14 protein-coding genes are annotated in these 18011 nt (G+C 68.6%); 9 read left to right on the top strand and 5 right to left on the bottom strand.

Annotated features, from left to right (window positions below; translation table 11 throughout):
- Positions 1-1461: a universal stress protein gene (locus ACFQEV_RS05430; RefSeq protein ID WP_379693372.1), complete on the top strand. Its 1461-nt coding sequence runs from the start codon at positions 1-3 to the stop codon at positions 1459-1461.
- Positions 1462-1486: 25 nt separating this feature from the next.
- Here the strand turns inward: ACFQEV_RS05430 and ACFQEV_RS05435 are convergent, their stop codons facing one another.
- A complete protein-coding gene (locus ACFQEV_RS05435) occupies positions 1487-2698 on the bottom strand; it encodes an NAD-binding protein (protein WP_379693374.1) in 1212 nt (403 codons plus the stop codon).
- Between the two features lie 102 nt (positions 2699-2800).
- On the opposite strand from ACFQEV_RS05435, the gene ACFQEV_RS05440 reads away from it, so the two are divergent.
- The 3 genes from ACFQEV_RS05440 (at position 2801) to ACFQEV_RS05450 (ending at position 5724) form a co-directional block, all read left to right on the top strand.
- Positions 2801-4150, top strand: a complete 1350-nt coding sequence (locus ACFQEV_RS05440; protein WP_379693377.1) for a potassium channel family protein — start codon at positions 2801-2803, stop codon at positions 4148-4150.
- Positions 4147-5367, top strand: a complete 1221-nt coding sequence (locus tag ACFQEV_RS05445) for a DUF8167 domain-containing protein (protein WP_379693379.1) — start codon at positions 4147-4149, stop codon at positions 5365-5367. Before ACFQEV_RS05440 ends, ACFQEV_RS05445 begins: the two co-directional genes overlap by 4 nt.
- 93 nt (positions 5368-5460) lie before the next feature.
- On the top strand, positions 5461-5724 hold the full coding sequence (locus tag ACFQEV_RS05450) for a ubiquitin-like small modifier protein 1 (protein WP_379694545.1): 264 nt from the start codon (positions 5461-5463) through the stop codon (positions 5722-5724).
- Here ACFQEV_RS05450 and ACFQEV_RS05455 read toward each other — a convergent pair.
- Entirely contained in the window at positions 5711-7282 is a 1572-nt protein-coding gene (locus tag ACFQEV_RS05455) for a succinic semialdehyde dehydrogenase (protein WP_379693381.1), read from the bottom strand. The genes ACFQEV_RS05450 and ACFQEV_RS05455 overlap by 14 nt on opposite strands.
- 117 nt (positions 7283-7399) lie before the next feature.
- On the bottom strand, positions 7400-8242 hold the full coding sequence (locus tag ACFQEV_RS05460; protein ID WP_379693384.1) for a ubiquinol-cytochrome c reductase iron-sulfur subunit: 843 nt from the start codon (positions 8240-8242) through the stop codon (positions 7400-7402).
- A gap of 251 nt (positions 8243-8493) precedes the next feature.
- Here ACFQEV_RS05460 and ppc point away from each other — a divergent pair, with 251 nt between their 5' ends.
- Positions 8494-11190, top strand: coding sequence for a phosphoenolpyruvate carboxylase (gene ppc, locus ACFQEV_RS05465; protein WP_379693386.1), 2697 nt, complete (start codon positions 8494-8496; stop codon positions 11188-11190).
- Between the two features lie 333 nt (positions 11191-11523).
- Here the strand turns inward: ppc and ACFQEV_RS05470 are convergent, their stop codons facing one another.
- On the bottom strand, positions 11524-12324 hold the full coding sequence (locus ACFQEV_RS05470) for an aldo/keto reductase (protein ID WP_379693387.1): 801 nt from the start codon (positions 12322-12324) through the stop codon (positions 11524-11526).
- Between the two features lie 121 nt (positions 12325-12445).
- Between ACFQEV_RS05470 and ACFQEV_RS05475 the strand changes: the two genes are divergently transcribed.
- Positions 12446-13573 carry a saccharopine dehydrogenase family protein gene (locus ACFQEV_RS05475; RefSeq protein ID WP_379693390.1) on the top strand — a complete coding sequence of 376 codons (1128 nt, stop codon included), beginning with the start codon at positions 12446-12448 and terminating at the stop codon, positions 13571-13573.
- A gap of 88 nt (positions 13574-13661) precedes the next feature.
- Here ACFQEV_RS05475 and ACFQEV_RS05480 read toward each other — a convergent pair whose 3' ends face one another.
- A complete protein-coding gene (locus ACFQEV_RS05480) occupies positions 13662-14432 on the bottom strand; it encodes a PHP domain-containing protein (RefSeq protein ID WP_379693393.1) in 771 nt (256 codons plus the stop codon).
- A gap of 150 nt (positions 14433-14582) precedes the next feature.
- On the opposite strand from ACFQEV_RS05480, the gene pyrG reads away from it, so the two are divergent.
- The 3 genes from pyrG to ACFQEV_RS05495 are packed head-to-tail and all read left to right on the top strand — an operon-like array spanning position 14583 to position 17481.
- Positions 14583-16244, top strand: a complete 1662-nt coding sequence (gene pyrG, locus ACFQEV_RS05485) for a glutamine hydrolyzing CTP synthase (protein ID WP_379693396.1) — start codon at positions 14583-14585, stop codon at positions 16242-16244.
- The gene (gene guaA / locus ACFQEV_RS05490) at positions 16244-17161 is read left to right on the top strand and encodes a glutamine-hydrolyzing GMP synthase (RefSeq protein WP_379693402.1); all 918 of its coding nucleotides are present in this window, start codon (positions 16244-16246) and stop codon (positions 17159-17161) included. Before pyrG ends, guaA begins: the two co-directional genes overlap by 1 nt.
- A complete protein-coding gene (locus ACFQEV_RS05495) occupies positions 17158-17481 on the top strand; it encodes a DUF7126 family protein (protein WP_379693404.1) in 324 nt (107 codons plus the stop codon). The genes guaA and ACFQEV_RS05495 overlap by 4 nt, the downstream gene beginning before the upstream one ends.
- Positions 17482-18011 lie beyond the last annotated feature (530 nt).

Here is an 18011-nt window from a genome sequence, read left to right on the forward strand (position 1 = left end):
ATGAGTCGCCTCCGGCACCTCCTCTCGCGGCTCTCGGTCCTCGTCGGCCGACTGCGGCGGTTCGAGCGACGAGAGGCGTCGGAGTTCCGCCGGTGGGTGCAGAACACGAACAACCTGCTTCACCTCATCGTCGTCGTCCTCGTCCCCCTCCTCATCGCGTTCGTCACCTACCTCTCGAACGTCGTCCCCCAGTTCTACTTCCTCCTGTTTCCGCCCCTCGCGTCGGGGACGTACACCCTGTTCTCCGACCCCGAGGGCCGGTACGCGGACCCGAAGAAGTTCGTCGCCGGCCTCACGGCGGGGGCGCTCTGCGGTCTGGCGGCCTTCGAGGCGGGGCGACTGCTGTACGGGCCGACGAACGGCACGCTCGTCCACCCCGAGAGCGCCGCCCTCGCCGTCTTGCTCACCGGCGTCGTGACGTGGGTCGCCGACGTGGAGGTGCCGTCGGCGTTCTCGACGGCGCTTCTCACCCTCGTCTCGCGGGAGGTGGACCCCGCGTCGTACGTGGTGAGCATCTTCCTGTCGTCGTCCATCGTCGCCCTCGTCTTCCTCGTCTGGCGGTCGCGGTTCTACGAGAAGCGCGCGCGGTACCTCTACGAGACGGTCCACGGCGACGACCACGTGCTGGTGCCGATGCGGGGCGAGACGGCCAGAGCGGCGGCGATGTTCGGCGCGCGCCTCGCCGCCGCCCACGAGGCCGGAAAGGTCGTCCTCCTCGACATCGTACCGCCGGAACGGGTCGCGGAGGGGGACGACTCGGCGGAGACGGACGGCGGCGAGGGCGACGAGTTGGACGCCGCCGGACCGACGAAAGAGGAGGACCTCCGGTCGCGGGAGGCCGACGAGGCGATAGAGCGACTGGAGTCGTGCGCCTCCGAGATACGGACGCGCGTCGGCGTCCCCTGCGAAGTCGTGGTCGCGGCCGGGGAGGCGGTTCCGACGACGCTCGAAACCGCCGAGAACGCCAACTGCGACCTCGTGGTGACGCCGTACGAGGAGGACCGCGGGGTGCTCTCGAACTACGTCCGCGGCGTATTCGGCGGTCCGTTGGACGCCGTCGCGTTCCGCTCTACGACCGAGACGCGGCGGTGGCGGCGCATCCTCGTCCTCATCGCGCGGCCGGGCGACACGGCCCACGCGATGATAGACTTCGCGACGAGGCTCGCGCGCCGGGGCGGCATCGTCAGCGTCACGACGTGCATCTCCAACGAGATGGAGCGTCGCGCCGCGGAGAGTCGCCTCGCGAACGTCGTCGAGACGGTGGACGGACCCATAGAGACGCGGGTGTCGCGGTCGGACGTGTCGTCGTTCGTCCGCGCCAACGCCGCGGGCTACGACCTGTTGGTCATCGGGTCAAGCCACGAACGGTCGGCGGCGTCGCGGTTCGTCTCGCCGCCCACGTTCCGGCGCATCCACGAAGCCGACTGCGACGTGGCGGTGTTCAACCGCGGGAACCCGTAACCGAACACCCCTCCCGTCGGGCCGTTCACTCCGACGGCGCGTTCGACCCGCCGTCCGTGTCAGCCGAGGCGTCGCCCAACAGGCGGCGTTCGAGTTCCTCGACGTTCTCGCCGCCGAGTGCGGACTCCGCGAGGAAGTGCGCCCCGAGCGAGATGGGGCTGATGACGGTGTCCGCGCCGGCCCGCTTCAGTTTGTCCGCGTTCTCGCGTTGGGTCACCGCCGCGACGATGGTCACGTCGGGGTTGAGTTCCCGCGCCGTCAGGATGGCGAGGGCGTCCTCGGCGTCGTTGTTCGTCGCGGTGACGACGGCCGCCGCCGTCTCTATCCGCGCGGTCCGTTGGGTCTGCTCGTCGCTCGGGTCGCCCGTGTGGGCGGTGTACCCCCGTTCGGTGAGGCGGCGCGCGCGTTCCTCGTTCGGCGTCACGACGACGACGGTGCGCTGGCCGGAGAGCTCTTCGAGTATCGGTTCCGTCAGGTCCCCGTAGCCGAGGACGAGGACGTGGTTCTCCAGGAGTTCGAGTTGTTGTTGGGTCATGCGTCCGAGTGCCTTCGAGAGTCGCGTTTCGATGAGCGGAGAGAGGACGACGCCGGCCACCGCCGCGAACGACGAGACGGTGAGCACGAGCATCGACAGCGTGAACAGTTCGCCGACGGCGGTGCGCGGCGTGATATCGCCGTAGCCGACGGTGCTGCCCGTGACGAGCGAGAAGTAGAACGCGTCCAGCAGGGTGTTGACGCCGTCGAAGTGCTCTTCGCGGAGGGTGAACGTCCCGATGGTGCCGTACGCCTGCGACCCGGCGAGGGCGCTCAGCGCCGCGACTTGCGTCGTCGTCACGTCCAGATCGCGGTCGAACGACCTCCGGTTGAGGAGTACGAGGACGAACGTGACGACAGAGAGCGTCAACAGCGGAATCGAGCGGTTGGTGGACTGCAGCACCGACTGCGCCACCGTAATCGGGAGGAGCGCGAGGACGGCGTACAGCGCCGCCTGCAGTCCGCGGCGGAGGCCGAACGCGCTCAGGAGGAGCAGAAACCCGGAGATGGTCCCGGTGAACGCCGTTATCTGGCGGACGACGCCGGGGACGGTGATGCCGAAGACGACGACGCTGCCGCCGAATCCCGCGCCGATGTTGGCGAGGCCGGTGATGACGGCCAGAATCCCGACGAGCAGCGTCGAGACGAACGACGCGCGGGTGCCCACCCACCGCGCGTACTTGCCCGCCCATTCGGGAGCCATGTCCCTTCGTGACGGTCCCCCGCTATAAAGGCCGTCGAACCGCCGCGTCGGGCGCGCCGGGCATACGGAAACAGTAATCAGTCCGGGGAATTCGTACGTCGTATGGCGTCACTCCCCATCGAACTGCTCTACGGACTCTATCTCGGGGCGCTCACGGGGTTCGTTCCGGCCCTCATCGCGTGGGCGCTGGGGTTCGGTTTCAGGTACTTCACGGGCATCACCATCCCCGGTCTTGCGGTCGTGGGCCTCGGCGTCGCCATCGCCGGCCTCAACGGCGGCCTGTTGGCCCTCGCGGACCCCTCCCTCACCGCGTCCGAGAACCAGGCGCGACTCACCGTCGCCCTCCTCGTCGTGTTGATGGCGACGCTGTACGCGCACGCGCAGGGGGACAAGATGGGAGCGAACATTCCGCGCCGACTCTCCTTCGGCCGGTTCAGCGCGCGAACGCTCTCGGCCGACGTCGTGGAGTTGGTCGGGAACCACGGGCAGGTCCGCGTCACCGTCGTCGGCGAGGTGTCCGACGTGGAGGGGTACCCCCCGCTCTCTTCGGACCTCCGGGAGGATATTTCGACCGGCGAGTGGCCGTTCCCCGCCGACCTCCCCCTCGACGAACTGGAGACGCGGTTCGCGGACCGCCTCCGGACGGAGTTCGACCTCGCGGACGTGTCGGTGACGCTCGACGAACGGGCGCGGGCGACGGTCGCCGCCGCGCCGCCGATGAGCGGACTCTCGAAGCGACTCGCCACCGGGAAGCGGGCGGTGTCGGTGACCGCACTCGTCCCGACGGGGGTCGCCCGCGGCGACGAGGTGACGGTGGTCGCGGACGGCGACGAGTTCGACGCGACGGTGCTCGGCGTCGCGGACGACGAGGCGAGGGAATCCGACCCGAAACCGAGCGACGACGCGGCCGTCACCGACGGCGGTGAGCGACCCGGCGGGTCGCGAGTAGCGCGGGACCAAGGGTCCCGCGGACCGTGCGAACGGGCGCAAAGCGCCCGTGAGCAGACCTCGTCGGGACTGCGTTCCGACGGCGGAGCCGACGCCGACGCCGGCGTTCCCGCCCTGGAGACGGTTTCGACCGCCGCGGGCGGGGAGTGCCGCGCGACGCTGGCCGTCGACCGGCAGGCCGCGACCCGCCTCGTCTCCGCCGACGTGGACCGGTTCGTCGTTCGCTCCCGCGGCGTCCGCAGGGAGTTCGAACTCGTCAACCTGCTCCGCCGCGCGGGCAAGCGCTTCCGCCGACTCACCGTGCGCGAGGGCGGCGCGCTGGACGGTTCGACGCTCGGGGAGGCGACCGTCCGCGACCAGTTCTCCGTGGCGGTGCTGGCCGTCCGGAGCGACGGGAAGTGGTCGCTGGCCCCCCGCGGCGAGCAACGGGTCGAGGCGGGCGACGACCTGATCGCGGTCGGAAGCGCCACCGACCTCAACGCGTTCGCCGAGGTGGTCGCGTGAGCGCCCTCCCGCAACTCGGCCTCGAAGACTTCGGCATCGACGCGGAACTGGGGCTCCTCGTCGGCGAGATACTCGGCCTCGGTCTGCTCGCCATGGTCGTCTCCGCCGCGATAGCGGTGGTCTATCGCTGGTACACCAAAGAGCGCATCCCCGCGTGGATAACCGCGATGTTCGCGGGGTCCGCCGTCGCCGTCCCGCGGCAGGCGGTCGGCCTGTTCAGGGCCGCGACGGACCCGGCCGCCTCCGCGGCCGCGGTGTTCGAACCGACGACGATGGCGATGAACGTGGCCGCACTCGGGCTGGCCGTCCTCGTCGCGCCGACGGGACTCGCGATAGGCGACCGCATCGCCACCGACGTATTCGCCGTCGCCGGCGCGCGCGAAATCGACGCGGAGGTGAGCCGACTCGTCCGCACGGTCGGCCGCGTCCGCGGCATCCAACTCCCCGAGTCGGCCGCCGACATCGGCGATATCGACGGGTACGAACCCGTCACCGAGGACCGCAAGGAGGCGCTGACGGGCAAGACGCTGCTCTTCCCCCGCCGCCTCCGCGACGGCGAACTGATCGAACGGTTCACGGAGCGTCTGAAGACGGACTACGGCGTCGGGCACGTGGACGTGGAACTGGCGAAGGGCGGCACCGTCGCCTACCTCGCCGTCGGCCGCCGCGCCGCGGGCATCGGGCCGACGCTGGCACCGGGGACGGCGGCGGTTGCGGTCCGCGCGGACCCCGGTGCCGGGGCGAGTGCGGGCGACGCCGTCCAACTGTGGCGCGTCGGGGACGACGGGACGCCCGAACGGGCGGCGACGGCGGAACTCCGCGCCGCCGCGGGCGACGTGGCCACCGTCGTCTTAGACGAACGGGACGCCGCCGAGTTGGACCCCGAGGAGTCATACCGCATCCTCACGCTCCCGAACGAACCCGGCGCGGAACGCGAGTTCGGGTCGCTCCTCCGCGCCGCCGACGAGACGATGGAGTCCGTCGCCGTCGAGGCGGGGAGCGAACTCGACGGACTGACGCTCAGGGACACCGACGCCACCGTCGTCGCCGTCAAGCCCGCAGAGGGGACGGTCGAGGCGATTCCGTCGCGCTCCCGGTCGCTCGGCCCGGGGGACGTGCTCTACGTCGTCGCCAGACCGGAGGCGATTCGACGCGTCTCCCGCCGGGCCGCGGCAACGGCGGGGTCGGCGGCGGACGCCCCCGCGGCGGACGACTGACCGACTCCGCTCCCGCGCCGGCGGACCCCCGACCGTTCGGCCGCGGGCGCAACCCTCATTTTCCCGCCCGGGAGAGGTACTACCATGACTACGGTGCGCTGGAAGATGTTCGCGGACCTCGCGGAGGCGGCGGGCGACCGAACGACGGACGTTCGCGTCTCCTCGGACGCCACGGTGCGCGACGCGCTCGACGCACTCCTCGACGACCGGGACGGCCTCGGCGACCGAGTTCTCGACGAGGACGGGCAGCTGAAAGAGCACGTGAACCTCCTGCGGAACGGGAGCGCCGCGGAGTTCTCCGACCCCGTCGCCGACGGCGACGAGTTGGCGCTGTTCCCGCCGGTCAGCGGCGGGTGAGCGAGGTGAGCCACTTCAAGACGCGGGCGTTCGCCTCCATCAGCCCGGCCCAGAGGCGTCTCGGCACGCCCTCGGGGCGGACGATGGGCCCCCCGCGCTGGGTGGCGACGGTCTGGGCCTCGGTGAACCGAACCATCCCTTCCTCGCCGTGCCTGCGGCCGAGGCCGGAGTCGCCCGTCCCGCCCATCGGCGCGTCGAGCGACGCCCACGCCGCCGCGTAGGCGTCGTTGATGCTCACCGACCCCGCCTCGATTCGGGCGGCGGCCTGTTCGGCCCGCGCCGTGTCCGCCGACCAGACGCTCGCCGTCAGGCCGTACGGTCCCTCGTTCGCGCGTTCGACGGCGTCGGCGATGCCCGACGCCTCGTAGACGGCGGCGACGGGGCCGAACGTCTCCTCGCCGGAGAGCGTCATCTCCGGCGTCACGCCGGTCAGCACGGTCGGCTCGTAGGCGTACGGTCCCACGTCGGGGCGGCGGCGACCGCCCGTCAGGACCGTCGCGCCCTTCTCTCTGGCGTCCTCGACGTGCGACTGCACCTTCTCCAGTTGCGCCTCGGAGGCGAGAGAGCCAATATCCGCGTCGTAGTCGTAACTCGCGCCGAGCGACAACCGCCGCGCCTCGCGGACGAACGCGTCGAGGAACGCCTCGCGGACCGAGGAATCGACGTACACCCGTTCGGCGGAGATGCAGAGCTGCCCCGCGTTCGCGAAGCACCCGCGGGCGGCACCGCGGGCGGCGGCGTCCACGTCGGCGTCGGCGAGGACCAAGAGGGGGTTCTTCCCGCCGAGTTCGAGCGAACAGCCCGTGAGGTGCCGCCCGGCGTTCTCGGCGACGGTGCGACCCACCTCGGTGCTGCCGGTGAAGCAGACGTGGTCGGACTCAGCGACCACCGTCTCGCCGAGTTCGGGGCCGCGGCCCGTCACGACGGGGAGGAGGTCGGCGGGCAGTCCGGACTCGACGAGGAGTTCCGCGAGGCGGAGGGCGGTGAAGGGCGTCGCCTCGTCGGGTTTCAGCACTGCGGCGTTCCCCGCCAACAGGGCGGGGATCGCGTCGGAGACGGCGAGCGTGATGGGGTAGTTCCACGGCGATATCACGCCGACGACGCCGACGGGGTGGCGGTGTTCGACGGTCCGCGTGAGGAGGAGTACCGCGCCGCTCCGCCGCCGACTGGCGAGGTACTCGGCGGCGTGGTTCGCGTAGTACCGGGCCGTGTCGGCGACGTCCACGAGTTCCTCGTGGGCGTCGAGTCGGGACTTCCCCGTCTCGGCCTGCGCGAGGTCCAACACGTCGGCCTTCTCGTCGAGGAGGCGGTCGTGGAACCGGTCGAACACCGCGATTCGGTCGCCGAGGGGTCGGTCTGCCCACTCCGCTTTGGCCTCGCGGGCGCGGGCGAACGCCGACTCGACGTCGTCGGGCGCGCAGGCGGGAACGGACCCGAGCGTCCGCGCGTCGTACGGCGACTCGACCGCGAGCGTCGGTCGGTCGCCGGTCGTCTCGACGCGCGAAGCGAGTGCGTCGAGGCGCGAACGACGGGCCGACGGGGGAACGGACGGAGCCATGGGCCGACGTTCGCCGGCGCGTCATATAACGAACGTGGAACGAACGAAGCGAGAACGAGAGACCGCGGGCTGTCTACGTCGTGCGAAGCCCGGTCCGGTTCGGCGCGGGCGAGGCGCTTACTCCGGACGCGGACGGGCGACGAACAGCGTCTGAACGATGCTGTAGGGGTCGTAAACCGACTGGTGGCACTGACAGTACACGTCGTCCGCGGCGTCGAACTTGGCGGCGTCTTCGCTCTGCTTGTAGCCGGGGACGCAGCAGAAGTGCGTGCACTTGTTCAGCCACGCGATGAACCCCTCTTGGGTGGACGCTTCGAGCCACGGGTTGTTCTGCGCCATCTGCTTTATCTTCTCCGAGCGGATGACCTGAATCGGGATGGTGTCCTCGGCGTCCTGAGAGCGCCACGTTCCCGTCGCGGGTTTCCCGAGGCCGGACTGGCCGATGCCGTTGCCCCACGACTGGTAGTCCTCGAACATGCTGATGTTGAGGCGGTCGCCCTGCGAGAGGTCCGACATCCACTCGTAGCCGGGGTTCGAACCGACGACGAAGTAGTTGTCGCTGTCGTAGTCGGGGCTGAGGCCCGCGTAGGACTCGACGCCGCAGTACTGGAACCACTCCGAGGAGTAGGTGACGTCGGTCCCCTTGTAGTTCTCCGTCTCGGCGATTTGGACGGAGACGCCGCCCTCCTCGACGGTCTTGACCTCCGGCCAGACGCCCTTGATGTACCCCTCGTCGTCGATTTCGATGGGTATCTGCGGCATCCCGCGCGGGGCGGGACCCGCGATGTTCTCGATGGCCATCGCCTCCGTGGTCCCACCACCGGCACCGGTGGAGGACGTCGCGGTGTTGATGGCGGTAGCCCCTGTCGCGCCGACGCCCGCGAGGGCCGCCCCTCCGACGACCCCTTTCACGAACCGACGGCGTCCCGATTCCTCGGGATACTTGTCGCTCTCGCTCATATCGGACACTTCGTGCCGCCGGTAAAAAGGGTGACGAAACCCCCGTTCGAGGCGACAGCGACGTCGTTCGAGGGGCGTACCAGCGTCCGAAGACCCGGGCCTCTCGCTCGAACGACCGGTCGTCGGTTTCCGCCCCCGTCTTTCCCGAAAAACAGTTCAAAACGTCCCATCCTTCATTATTTTCCGGACGAGCGGGCAAATTTTCGACACGATTCGGGGGCTTTTACCATGCGGCATTAATACACAGAGTCATGGAACTGCACACCAGAGACGTTCGGCAGGACGTCCGAGAGTTGGGGGCCCTCCTCGGGGACGTCTTGGAGGAGCAGACTTCGACGGCGTCGTTCGAGACCGTAGAGGACCTTCGAACGGCGGCTATCGACTACCGAAAGGGCGAACTGGACTCGCGGGAGTCGCTACAGCGCACGCTCGAGACCCTCGACCCGGAGGGCGAGAGCGTCGTCGCCCGGGCGTTCACCACCTACTTCGAGCTCATCAACCTCGCGGAGGAACGCGAACGCGTCCGCGCGATTCGCGAGAGCTCGCAGGAGGGGTCGCTCAACGACGGACTCCTCGCCACCGTCGAAGCCCTCGCCGAGGGCGACGCCGACTCCGAGACGGTGCAACGCGTCCTCAACGACGTTCTCATCGAACCGACGTTCACCGCGCACCCGACGGAGGCGCGTCGGAAGACGGTGAAGGCGAAGCTCCGCTCTATCGCGCACGACCTCGAAGAGCTTGACGAACGCCGCCTCACCGATCAGGAACGCGAACAGGAGTGGCGGCGCGTCGACGCCGAGGTGACGAGCCTCTGGCAGACGTCGCAGGTCCGTCAGCGCCGGCCGGAACCGCAGGACGAGGCCCGGAACGTCCAGTGGTACCTCGAGAACATCCTCTTCGACGTGGTGGGCGAGGTGTACGCCGAGTTCGAGGACGTCATCGCCGACGAGTACCCCGACGTTGAGGTGCCGAAGCTGTTCGAGTTCCGCTCGTGGGCGGGGTCGGACCGCGACGGCAACCCGTTCGTGACGCCCGAGGTGACGACGGACACGCTCGAACGCCAACGCGCCGTCGTCTTGGAGAAGTACCAGACCGCGCTGAAGCGCCTCTCGGGCGTCCTCAGTCAGGACGGCGACCGAATCGACACCGGCGTCGAGTTCCAGCGGTCGCTGGCCGCCGACCGGGAGCGTCTGCCCGGCGTCGCCGTCGAGACGGAGGAGCGCTACCCCGACGAGCCGTACCGCCAGAAGCTGAAGCTCATGCGCGAACGCCTCCGCCGCATCGAGGACGTTCGCCCGAACGGCTACGCCGACCACCACGAACTCCTCGAAGACCTGGAGGTCATCGACCAGAGCCTCCGTAACAACGGCGCGGAGGTAGTCGCCGACGAGTACCTCCGACCGCTCATGCGGCAGGTGGACACGTTCGGCTTCACGCTGGCGAGTCTGGACCTGCGCGACCACCAAGAGAACCACACGGAGGCGGTCCACGAGGCCCTCGCGAGCGAGGGACTCGACTACCGCGGCCGCGACGAGGAGGGGCGCGTCGAGATCCTCACGGACGCCATCCTCCAGTCGGAGAACACCATCGACTTGGACGAACCCGGCGACGTCTCCGACACCGCACGTCGCGTCCTCAGGCGCTTTCAGAAACTCGGCGAGTGGCAGCGAGAGTTCGGCGTCGGCGCGATAGACACCTACGCCATCTCGATGACCGAGGAGCCGAGCCACGTCCTCGAAGTGCTGTTCCTCGCGGACCAGGCGGGCGTCATCTCGCTCCCCGACCACTGCGGACTCGACATCGTCCCCCTCCTCGAAACCGAGTCGGCGCTGAACGGCGCGCGCCGCATCATGGGCACCCTGTTCGAGAACCCCGCCTACGAGCAGGTTCTCGCCGCGCGGAACAACGTCCAGGAGATAATGCTGGGCTACTCCGACTCGAATAAGGAGAACGGCTTCCTCGCGGCCAACTGGGACCTCTACAAGAACCAGCGTCGCCTCGCCGACATCTGCGAGGACTTCGACGTGAAGATGCGCCTGTTCCACGGCCGCGGCGGCTCTATCTCCCGCGGCGGCGGCCCGATGAACGAGGCGATGCTCGCCCTCCCGAACGAGACGGTAACGGGGCAGATCAAGTTCACCGAACAGGGCGAGGCCATCGCCGAGAAGTACGCCAACCCCCGCATCGCCGAGCGAAACCTCGAACAGATGCTGAACGCGCAGGTTCGCTCGCGGTTCGAGGCCATCCGCGAACCCGAGGAGGACGTGCCCGACGAGTGGATAGACGCGATGGACACGATGGCCGCGGCGGCGAGACGGGAGTACTACGACCTGCTCGAATCCGACGGCTTCGTCTCCTACTTCGAGCAGGCGACGCCGATCACGGTCATCGAGGAGTTGAACCTCGGCTCCCGTCCCGCCTCTCGCTCCGACGCCGAACGCACCGTCGAGGACCTCCGCGCCATCCCGTGGGTGTTCTCGTGGACGCAGTCGCGGTGCATCCTCCCCGGATGGTACGCCCTCGGGACGGGCATGCAGGCGTACCTCGACGAGGGCGGCGACGTGGCGACGCTCCGGGAGATGTACGACGAGTGGCCGTTCTTCCGGACGACGCTCGACAACGCCTCCCAAGCGCTCGCGCGGACCGACTTCGACATCGCCCGCGAGTACGCCGACCTCGCGGAACCGTCGCTTCGCGAGTCGTTCTTCCCGCGCCTCGAGAGCGAGTACGACCGCGCGCGCGACATCGTCCTCGACGTGAGTGGGCGCGACTCGCTCCTGAAGCGCCAGTGGTTAGAGGAGAGCCTCAGCCGGCGGAACCCCTACGTCGACCCGCTGAACCTGCTGCAGACGCACCTGATGGCGCAGGCGCACCGCACCGAGGTGGAGGAACAGACCCTCCGACTGACGGTCAAAGGTATCGCCGCCGGAATGAAGAACACCGGGTGAAAAGAGAGTCGCCCGGTTCCCGGGCGTTGGGTCGGAGTCGATTCAACGCTGTCTGATGTCGTACTGGCGCTCGCACTTCGGGCAGGTGTTCCGGGTTAGACGAAATCTCGACTTCAGCCTTCGACGGACGCCCCCGACGTCACCTTCGGGGGGGAACTCCGCTTGAATCACCTGTCCGCAGTGCGGGCATGCCACTGCCGCCACTGCCATACCCGTTGTTCGAACGTGACGGATACTATATCTTTTTAAAAGGAGGCCGGAACGTCAGCCCGTCCTACCGGTTTCCGGGAACTTCCGGCGGAAAATGTCGTCTTCGCTGAGCTCAGACCCGGTTCAGTTGTGGTTCCACGGAGCCTCCTCGAAGTCGACGATGCGGCGGCGTTCGTCGATTCCGTCTATCGCCGCCACGTCCTCCTCGTCGAGTTCGACGTCGAGCGCGGCGTAGTTGTCTCGGATGTGGTCCTCCGAGGCGGCCTTCGGGATGGCGGTGACGTTCTCCTTCCGGGTCAACCACGCCAGCGACACCTGCGCGGGGCTGGCGTCGTGTTTCTCCGCGACCCGTCGAATCTCCTCCACCTCGGTCACCTGATTCCGGGCGATGGGGCAGTACGCCACGAGCCGGTGGTCGTGTTCGACGGCGAGCTCGTGGAGCTCCTCCTGCGGGAGCATCGGGTGCATCTCCACTTGGTGGGCGTAGACGGGCGCGTCGAGTCGGTCGATGGCGTCCTCCAGTTGGTCGGGCCGGAAGTTGCTCAGGCCGATGCGTTCGACGAGGCCCTCGTCTACGAGTTCGTCGAGGGCCGGAAGCGTCTCCTCGGGGTCGTATGCGTCGGTCGGCCAGTGGATGTACATCAGGTCGATGCTGTCCGCACCGAGTTTCTGCGCGCTCGCGCGCGTCGATTCGAGGACGTCGTCGTATCCGAGCGCTTCCGGTTCTATCTTCGAGGCGACGAACAGGTCCCCTCGGTCCACGTCCGCGCGCATGATGCCGTCGCCGACGGCCGCCTCGTTCCCGTACATCTGCGCGGTGTCGATGTGGCGGTAGCCGACGTCTATCGCCGTCTCCACGGCGGTCGCGCACTCGTCGGTTTCCTTCATCTTGTACGTTCCGAGACCGAGGTCTGGAATCTCCATGGCGGCACGTCGGACACCAGCAGTTCAACTACTGCGGTCCCGGCAGAGCGGTGGGGGAACCGGCGACACACCTGTTACGGGACCGACACAACTAATCGCGTCACGGGCCAACGGGGGGACGATGTCAGACCCCGAGACGGACGCTTCCTTTCTTCTGTACGGCGCATACGGCTACACCGGTCGTCTCGTCGCCGAGGCGGCGGTCGAACGCGGCTTCGAACCGATTCTCGCCGGGCGCGACCCGGAGCGAGTCGAGTCGGTAGCGTCGGAGTTCGGCCTCCCGCACCGAACGTTCGACGTGCGCGAGGCGTCGGCGTTCGTAGACGACGTGGACGCCGTTCTCAACTGCGCGGGGCCGTTCGAGAAGACGGCGGACCCGATGGTGGACGCCTGCATCGACGAGGGGACGCACTACCTCGATATCACCGGCGAACTCTCCGTCTTCGAGCGAATCAAGCGACGGAGCGACGAGGCCGAGGCGGCGGGCGTCACCCTCCTGCCGGGCGTCGGGTTCGACGTGGTGCCGACGGACTGTCTTGCCGCCCACCTGAAGCGGCGACTCCCGGAGGCGACGCACCTCGCACTCGGCCTCGATCCCTCGGGCACCGTCTCGCGCGGAACGATGAAGACGGTCCTCTCCGGCATCGGCGACGGCGGCGCGGTCCGCGAGGACGGCGTCCTGCGCTGGGTGCCGGTCGGGCACAAGACCCGCGCCATCGACTTCGGCGAGGGCCTCAAGCGCGCGGTCACCATCCCGTGGGGCGACGTTTCGACGGCCCACGCCTCCACCGGCATCCCGAACGTGGAGGTGTACGCCGCGGTGCCCTCGGAGGGCCGCCGCCTCCTCGCCGCGACGAAGTACCTCGGCGGCGTCCTCGACGCCGCGCCGGTCCAGTACCTCCTCCGCCGCCTCGTGGACCGGTACGTCGAGGGACCGGACGAACGGACCCGTGAGGAGGGGTACGCGCTCGTCTGGGGCGAGGCTCGGTCGCCGGGGAACCGCCTCGTCTCCCGCCTCCGAACGCCGGAGACGTACCGCCTGACCGTCGAGGCGTCGCTGCTCTGCACGGAGAAGGTCCTCGCGGGCGAGGCCCCGACGGGGTATCAGACTCCCTCGTCGGCGTTCGGCCCGGACCTGATCCTGGAGATCCCGGGCACGGAACGCGTCGACCTCGACGGCGACGAGGTGGTCGAACGCGTTAGCGGACCCGACGCGGACGGCGAGGCGGCGGAGGCGCGGACGACGTAGCGACGGAGGCTGGACTGCGAGGCGGCGACTGAGGTGACGGCGACGAAAGCGACGCCGACTCGGGCGACACCGACTCTGATAGCGCCGACTACAGGTCGAGTTCGACGGGCGAGACGCCCTCGGACGCGACGAACTCCCGGAGTACGTCGGCACGGGCGACCAGTTCGTCGGGCGCGTGCGCGTCGGTTCCGACGACGAACTCGACGCCCTCCCGCCGGAGGGCGGAGAAGAGGGCGGGCGTCGGGTGGAACTCGCCGTAGTCGTCGAGGACGCGCCCGGCGTTTATCTCGGGCACCGTCCGAGAGCCGGCGAACGCCCGCGCGACGCGTTCGTACTGTTCCTCCGTGGCGAGGCCGCGAAGCGCGGCGTTCCGTTCCACCAGATCGACGTGGGCGGCCACCTCGAACAGTTCCGACTCCGCGAGGGCGACCACCTTCTCGAAGTATCGCTCGACGGCGTCGCGGCGGTCCGCCTCCGGCATCTCGGCGAAGTGCTCCTCGTGGTGGACGTTCGTCCCGTCGAGGGCGTGGACGCTGCCGACCGTGTAGTCGAACTCGGCCTCGTCGAGGAACGCCCGAATCTCGCCCTCCGCGCTCGGTTCGTAGTCCATCTCGGCGGCGTCGTACACCTCGATCTCGTACCGGTCGCGCAGGGTCTCGATGGCGCGTCGCCGCCGGGGGTACGTCTGGTCGAGGGTGAACCCGTACACGTCCCGGAACCGTCGCATCTCCTCGTCCGGGACGACGGTGCAGTGGTCCGCGATGCCGACGCCCGCCAGTCCGGCCGCCTCCGCGGCCCGGAGCATCGACGGGAGAAAGTCGCCGTCGGAGTAGTTCGAGTGGACGTGGTAGTCGTACACGTTACCTCGACGTAGGGGGCCGTCCGGATAGTAGCGTCCGCCGCCGTGCGAACGTTTCGCGCGGCACGTTCGGTCCGGACGGACGTGCACCTCAGTGGCACGCAGTCGTCCGTCCGAAACGGTTTTGAGTCGCGCTGGCACACACTCGGTATGCCGAAGGAACCCGAAACCGGGTACGACCCGTCGCTGGGTCGGAAGTTCATTTTCGTAACGGGAGGTGTGATGTCCGGACTCGGAAAGGGTATCACCGCCGCGAGTACGGGCCGGTTGCTCTCGAACGCGGGGTTCGACGTGACCGCCGTCAAGGTGGACCCGTACCTGAACGTGGACGCGGGGACGATGAACCCCTACCAGCACGGCGAAGTGTACGTGCTGAAAGACGGCGGCGAGGTGGACTTGGACCTGGGGAACTACGAACGGTTCCTCGGGACGGACATGACCTCCGACCACAACGTCACCACGGGGAAGACGTACCAGCACGTCATCCAGAAGGAGCGCTCCGGGGACTATCTGGGCAAGACGGTCCAGATCATCCCGCACATCACCGACGATATCAAGCGCCGCATCCGCGAGGCGGCCGAGGGGACGGACGTCTGCATCGTCGAAGTCGGCGGCACCGTCGGCGACATCGAGGGCATGCCCTACCTGGAGGCCCTCCGCCAGTTCGCCCACGAGGAAGACGAGGGGGACATCCTCTTTACGCACGTCACCCTCGTCCCCTACTCGAAGAACGGCGAGCAGAAGACGAAACCGACGCAGCACTCCGTGAAGGAGCTCCGCAGCACCGGCCTGCAACCCGACATCCTCGTCGGTCGGTCGTCGGACAAACTTGACCCCGGCACGAAGGAGAAGATAGCGCTGTTCTGCGACGTGCCGACGGACGCGGTGTTCTCGAATCCGGACGTCAAGGACATCTACCACGTCCCCCTGATGGTCGAAGAGGAGGGCTTAGACGAGTACGTCATGGAGCGTCTGAACCTCGCCGAGGAGGCCCTCCCGAAGGGCGAACGCGACAACCGGTGGCGCGAACTCGTCACGCGGGAACGCACCGAGTCCGTCGACATCGCACTCGTCGGGAAGTACGACCTCGAAGACGCCTACATGTCGGTCCACGAGGCGCTCAAGCACGCCGGCATCGAACGCCGCACCGACGTGAACGTGCTGTGGGTCGACTCCGACGAGATGCTCGACAAGCACGCCGACCGCCTGAAGGGGGCCGACGGCGTCGTCGTCCCCGGCGGGTTCGGCACCCGCGGCACCGCGGGCAAGATAGAGGCCATCCGCTACTGCCGCGAGAACGACGTGCCGTTCCTCGGCCTCTGTCTCGGCTTCCAGATGGCCGTCATCGAACACGCCCGCAACGTCCTCGGCCTCGAAGGCGCGCACTCGGCGGAACTGGACCCCGACACGGACCACCCCGTCATCGACCTCCTGCCCGAACAGTACGAACTCGACGAGATGGGCGGGACGATGCGCCTCGGCGCGCACGAGACGGACATCGAACCCGGCTCCCTGGCCGAACGCGTCTACGGCGACACCTCCTGCACCGAACGGCACCGCCACCGCTACGAGGTCAACCCCGAGTACATCGACCGACTCGAATCCGGGGCGCTCTCGTTCTCCGGGCGCGCGGCCAACCGCATGGAGATCCTCGAACGCGACGACCACCCGTACTTCCTCGGGACGCAGTTCCACCCCGAGTTCCGGTCGCGCCCCGACCGCGCCAGTCCGCCGTTCGTCGGCTTCCTCGACGCCGTTCTGGGGCAGTTGGACGCGCGTGACGTCGCCCGCGACGAGGAGGTGGAAGCGTAATGGTCGACGCCGAATCCTTCATCGACGACGCCGTCGAGGAGATTCGCGAGGCCGTCGGCGAGGAGCACGCCGTCATCGCCCTCTCGGGCGGCGTGGACTCCTCCGTCGCCGCGGCACTCGCATACGAGGCCATCGGCGACCAGCTCACCCCCGTCTACGTCGACACCGGCCTGATGCGCGAGGGCGAGACGGAGCAGATTCGCGACACCTTCAGCTACATGGACAGCCTCCGAGTGGTGGCGGCCGAAGACCGGTTCCTCGGCGCGCTCGAAGGCGTCACCGACCCCGAGGAGAAGCGGAAGGTCATCGGCGAGCAGTTCATCCGCGAGTTCGAACGCGAGGCCAAGGAGTCCGACGCGGAGTACCTCGTGCAGGGGACCATCTACCCCGACCGAATCGAGAGCGAGGGGAACATCAAGTCCCACCACAACGTCGGCGGCCTGCCGGACGTGGTGGACTTCGAGGGCATCGTCGAACCCGTCCGCGACCTGTACAAAGACGAGGTGCGCGAGGTGGCCCGCGAACTCGGCCTCGAAGAGATAATCTCCGAGCGGATGCCGTTCCCCGGCCCCGGACTCGCCGTCCGCGTCATCGGCGAGGTGACCAAGGAGAAAGTCGAGGTGGCGCGGGCGGCGTGCCACGTCGTCGAGGAGGAGGTCGAAGAACACGACCCGTGGCAGGCGTTCGCCGCCGTCATCGGGAAGGGTACCGGCGTGAAGGGCGACAACCGCGTCCACGGCTGGATCGTGTCGGTTCGCTCCGTCGAATCGCGCGACGGCATGACCGCGCGCGCGCAGGAACTCCCGTGGGAGACGCTCCAGCGCATCCAATCGCGCATCACGGGCGAGAACGAGAACGTCGCGCGCGTCGTCTACGACGTAACGCACAAGCCTCCGGCCACCATCGAGTACGAATGACCGTGCTCATCGCAGGTGAAGACGCAGACAGACTCGGCGACGCCCTCGTGGACCTCGGTGCCGACCTCACTCGTATCGACGGGGTGGCGACCCGAGAATCGCTCGTCGCGGCGGGAATCGACACGGCGGACGTCCTCGTCCTCACGGACATGGACGACGCCTCCGCGATTCCGGTCGCGAAAGAGGAGAACCCGAACGTCCGGGTCGTCACGTACTCCCGGGACTCCCTCCCGGAGTTCGTCCGCGGACAGACCGACCTCGCCATCGACCCCGACCTCCTCTCGGCCGAAATCGTCGCCGAGGAGTTGGTCGGCGCGTAAGCGACCGACCGGTTCCGACGCACCGACCCGACCGACTTTTCTCGACCGACCCGACCCTCGACCGACTAGCGACCGGTGAGCGACGGTTGGCACCGACGGCCGGTGACCGACGGCCGACGCCGACGACCAGTAAGTGACGGTTGAGGCCGACGACCGAGAGCCGACCCGCGGGGTGCGCTCTCCCCCTCCGTTCTCCGGGTTCGACCGACAGTTTAGCCGAATTAATCCGAATTTAGCCGCTGTTGCGCCCCTGAAACGGCTGAAACCGACTTCACGGTCGTCACGGTTGAAGTGGTGTCCTCCCGTAGGCGAGAACGCGATGAGGTGTCAGACGCTCATCGCAGGCCGTGGCGTCTACCCGTGCCGTCGGGGCGTTCCACCGACGCCCCGCGTCAGACCCACTAGCCCCATCACCCGCGGCGGACGCGACGACGCGTCCGTCGTGCACCGACGCCGCGCCGCGACGACGGAACCCGGGCTCACCCACCCCCACCCCCAACTCCCGTCCGGGTTCCGGCTCGGTCGCGGCG

Source organism: Halopelagius fulvigenes (assembly GCF_042662625.1).
Classification (GTDB): domain Archaea; phylum Halobacteriota; class Halobacteria; order Halobacteriales; family Haloferacaceae; genus Halopelagius; species Halopelagius fulvigenes.